Below are 3,688 nucleotides of genomic sequence, written 5' to 3'. Positions count from 1 at the left end.
TATGGTTGCGGGGGTAGGATTTGAACCTACGACCTTCAGGTTATGAGCCTGACGAGCTACCGGGCTGCTCCACCCCGCGCCAATTGCCCGGATGATTGTTTTATCTGGGCTTTGATTGGTATCGTATTAGAGAGATTTGGGTTTGCTTGTTAGGTTTGGCGGTGACCTACTCTCCCACGTCTTGAGACGCAGTACCATCGGCGCAACGGTGCTTAACGGCCGAGTTCGGGATGGGATCGGGTGTTTCACTCGCGCTATGACCACCAAACCGAACAAGCAAACCCTGTGTCCCCTGGGTGTCAGGGGATTGGGTTTCAAACATCTTCATCCAGGTCAAGCGACTGTGTGTGTTGGTGTAGTTTCTGCTTTTGATTTTGTCTGTAGGGCCAGGAAGTCTGGCTTCTACTGGATCAAATCAAGCCTATCGAGCAATTAGTACCGGTCAACTGAACGCATTGCTGCGCTTACATCTCCGGCCTATCGACGAGGTGGTCTACCTCGGCTCTCAGGGATACCTTGTTTTGAGGGGGGCTTCCCGCTTAGATGCCTTCAGCGGTTATCCTTTCCGATCATAGCTACCCTGCACTGCGGCTGGCGCCACAACAGGTCCACCAGTGGATCGTTCACCCCGGTCCTCTCGTACTAGGGGCAACTCCTCTCAAGTATCCTACACCCACGGCAGATAGGGACCGAACTGTCTCACGACGTTCTAAACCCAGCTCACGTACCTCTTTAAACGGCGAACAGCCGTACCCTTGGGACCTGCTCCAGCCCCAGGATGAGATGAGCCGACATCGAGGTGCCAAACGGTGCCGTCGATATGGACTCTTGGGCACCATCAGCCTGTTATCCCCGGCGTACCTTTTATCCGTTGAGCGATGGCCCTTCCACTCGGGACCACCGGATCACTATGGCCGTCTTTCGACTCTGCTCGACTTGTCAGTCTCGCAGTCAGGCTGGCTTCTGCCATTGCACTCAACGAGCGATTTCCGACCGCTCTGAGCCAACCTTCGCGCGCCTCCGTTACGCTTTAGGAGGCGACCGCCCCAGTCAAACTACCCACCACGCAGGGTCCCGGACCCGGATAACGGGCCGCGGTTAGACTTCAAGCAGAGCAAGGGTGGTATCTCAAGGGAGGCTCCACAGGGACTGGCGTCCCTGCTTCGAAGCCTACCACCTATCCTGCACATGCTGTGCCTGAAGCCAGTGCGAAGCTGTAGTAAAGGTGCACGGGGTCTTTCCGTCTAACCGCGGGAAGCCTGCATCTTGACAGGCAATTCAATTTCGCTGAGTCGATGTTGGAGACAGCGGGGAAGTCGTTACGCCATTCGTGCAGGTCGGAACTTACCCGACAAGGAATTTCGCTACCTTAGGACCGTTATAGTTACGGCCGCCGTTTACCTGGGCTTCAATTCGGAGCTTGCACCCCTCCTTTTAACCTTCAGGCACCGGGCAGGCGTCAGACCCTATACGTCGTCTTGCGACTTCGCAGAGCCCTGTGTTTTTAGTAAACAGTCGCCACCCCCTGGTTTGTGCCCCCAGCTCCAAGTTGCCTTGGAACCGGGCCTCCTTCTCGCGAACTTACGGAGGTATTTTGCCGAGTTCCTTCAACATCGTTCTCTCAAGCGCCTTGGTATTCTCTACCAGTCCACCTGTGTCGGTTTAGGGTACGATCTCATGGAGGGCTATTTCCAGGAACCTCTAAGCGGCCCCCTCAATCCGATAAGAGGGAACAACCTTCGAGATCCGTCACATCCTCCTGGCCCAGGAATATTAACCTGGTTCCCATCGACTACGCCTTTCGGCCTCGCCTTAGGGGTCGGCTTACCCTGCTCAGATTAGCTTTAAGCAGGAACCCTTGGACTTTCGGCGACAGGGTCTCTCACCCTGTTTGTCGCTACTCATGTCATCATTCTCGCTAGTGATCACTCCACCGGATCGCTCACGCGCCGGCTTCACAGTAAAACCCGGTCCTCCAATGCGCCCGAAGACGCTAAGGAGGAATGGGTTTATTCACACTACGCTCCGCTACCATGCACTATGTGCATCCTCAGCTTCGGCTCATGGCTTGAGCCCCGTTACATCTTCGCCGCAGGACAACTTGTTTAGACCAGTGAGCTGTTACGCTATCTTTAAAGGATGGCTGCTTCTAAGCCAACCTCCTGGTTGTTTTGGTCGTCCCACCTGCTTTCCCACTTAGCCATGAATTAGGGGCCTTAGCTGGAGGTCAGGGTTGTTTCCCTCTCCACGACGGACGTTAGCATCCGCCGTGTGTCTGCCATCTAGTACTCCCGGGTATTCGGAGTTTGGTTAGGATCAGTAAGCCTGTGGGGCCCCATTACCCATCCAGTGCTCTACCCCCCGGGGTATTCGGATGACGCTCTACCTAAATAGATTTCGCGGAGAACCAGCTATCTCCGAGTTTGATTGGCCTTTCACCCCTAGGCACAATTCATCCCGACCTTTTTCAACAGGTGTGGGTTCGGACCTCCAGTAAGTGTTACCTTACCTTCATCCTGATCATGCCTAGATCACTCGGTTTCGGGTCTGATCCATCTAACTCATGCGCCCTATTAAGACTCGCTTTCGCTGCGCCTACACCTAACGGCTTAAGCTTGCTAGATAGACCAAGTCGATGACCCATTATACAAAAGGTACGCCGTCACCTCTCAAGGAGGCTCCGACTGCTTGTAGGCGTCCGGTTTCAGAAACTGTTTCACTCCCCTCGTCGGGGTGCTTTTCACCTTTCCCTCACGGTACTGGTTCGCTATCGGTCAGTAAGGAGTACTTAGCCTTCGAAGGTGGTCCTCCGATCTTCAGACAGGATTTCACGTGTCCCGCCCTACTTAATACATCCCATCGAGCTTCCCATACGGGGCTGTCACCCGCTATGGCTGTGCTTTCCAGCACATTCTGGTCACTCTCAAGGCTTGGCTGGTCCCCGTTCGCTCGCCGCTACTAGGGGAGTATCATATTGATTTCCTTTCCTCCGGGTACTTAGATGTTTCAGTTCCCCGGGTTTGCTCTTGAAGACCTATGTATTCAGTCAACAAGTACCTGGTTCAGCAAGATATTGATCACCAAAGGTAACAATATCAAACTGTCAGGTGGGTTGCCCCATTCGGAGATCCAGGGATCAAAGCCTATTCTCGGCTCCCCCTAGCTTATCGCAGAGTATCACGTCCTTCATCGCCTCTTACTGCCAAGGCATCCACCAAACGCCCTTTTCGCGCTTGATTTGATCCAGAAGAAGACAGGCTTCTTCCCAAGGATGTCCCCGAGAAAGGGACATCAGATCAAAAGCAGTTACTATCCCGCTCTCCCCGCTGGTTCACAGGGAGAACATGTCGCGTCCCTCGCGGGACGCTTTGGTTAGTGTACTTGACTTGGATTAGTTAACTTTGCCTTTGGGGACGAACCCCATGACCTGACCCACTCGTCAGATCAGCAAAGTAAACTGATGTTTGTATCTCTCTAAACGATGTCAATTGTCCGGTTGGACAGCAGAGCACTTCGCAAAGTGTTCAACAGTCAAACCAAGGAGCAGGCTTGATCCTCTCACACATCCTTGCGGATGTGCTGCCGGATCGACGCGCCTTTCTTCGAAAGACGCTTGGTGGAGCCTAGGAGGATCGAACTCCTGACCTCCTGAATGCAAATCAGGCGCTCTCCCAGCTGAGCTAAGGCC

Annotated in this window: 1 tRNA gene and 2 rRNA genes; all 3 read right to left on the bottom strand. The window is 53.9% G+C overall.

The annotated features are described in order from the left end of the window. Positions 1–2 precede the first annotated feature (2 nt). The 3 genes from EP237_RS22170 to EP237_RS22160 all read right to left on the bottom strand — a co-directional run bounded on the left by EP237_RS22170 (position 3) and on the right by EP237_RS22160 (position 3,239). Positions 3–79, bottom strand: a tRNA-Met gene (locus tag EP237_RS22170). Between the two features lie 74 nt (positions 80–153). Next, positions 154–268, bottom strand: a 5S ribosomal RNA gene (gene rrf, locus EP237_RS22165). A 143-nt stretch (positions 269–411) separates the two neighbouring features. Continuing rightward, positions 412–3,239: ribosomal RNA gene (locus EP237_RS22160) — 23S ribosomal RNA — on the bottom strand. Positions 3,240–3,688 lie beyond the last annotated feature (449 nt).

The sequence above is a fragment of the Nioella ostreopsis genome, from assembly GCF_004000255.1.
Classification (GTDB): domain Bacteria; phylum Pseudomonadota; class Alphaproteobacteria; order Rhodobacterales; family Rhodobacteraceae; genus Nioella; species Nioella ostreopsis.
Note: the sequence above shows the minus strand (reverse complement) of the source record. Positions and strands in the feature narration are given on the sequence as shown.